Source organism: Nocardioides humilatus, from assembly GCF_008373755.1.
GTDB classification, from domain to species: domain Bacteria; phylum Actinomycetota; class Actinomycetes; order Propionibacteriales; family Nocardioidaceae; genus Nocardioides; species Nocardioides humilatus.
Window position 1 is genome coordinate 1 of record NZ_VUJV01000036.1, and the last position, 376, is coordinate 376.

The following is a 376-nucleotide window of genomic DNA, read 5'->3' on the forward strand; positions in this document are numbered from 1 at the left end:
TTTTTTTTCGATGTATAGAACTTTAAGTTGCAATAAAACAACGATGAAGTATTCGATTGACATGAATTTGATTTATCCGAAAGATAATCTTGTGGCATTACATTTTAAATATGATTTCTGGCATATGACCGCCACGGCTGGCGCGGATGTAGTCCAATCTGGACGTCCAATTTTCGATGACTTTTTCCAACATTTGTGGCCGTATATCGGCAATAACACGGCGAATGTTGTCTTCCAAATGGTCAAGCGTTTGTGGCTTATCCGCATAGACCAATGACTTTACATAGCCCCACAGAAAGTAGTCTAGCGGTGTTAAATCACAAGATCTTGGAGGCCAATTCACAGGTCCAAAACGTGAAATTAGGCGGTCAGCAAA

At 40.4% G+C, this 376-nt stretch carries 1 protein-coding gene; it reads right to left on the reverse strand.

Features of this window, described 5'->3' with window-relative positions; genetic code table 11:
* Window positions 1-97: 97 nt before the first annotated feature.
* The coding region (locus F0U44_RS23925; RefSeq protein ID WP_223163808.1) for a hypothetical protein at window positions 98-376 on the reverse strand (279 nt) is incomplete at its 5' end.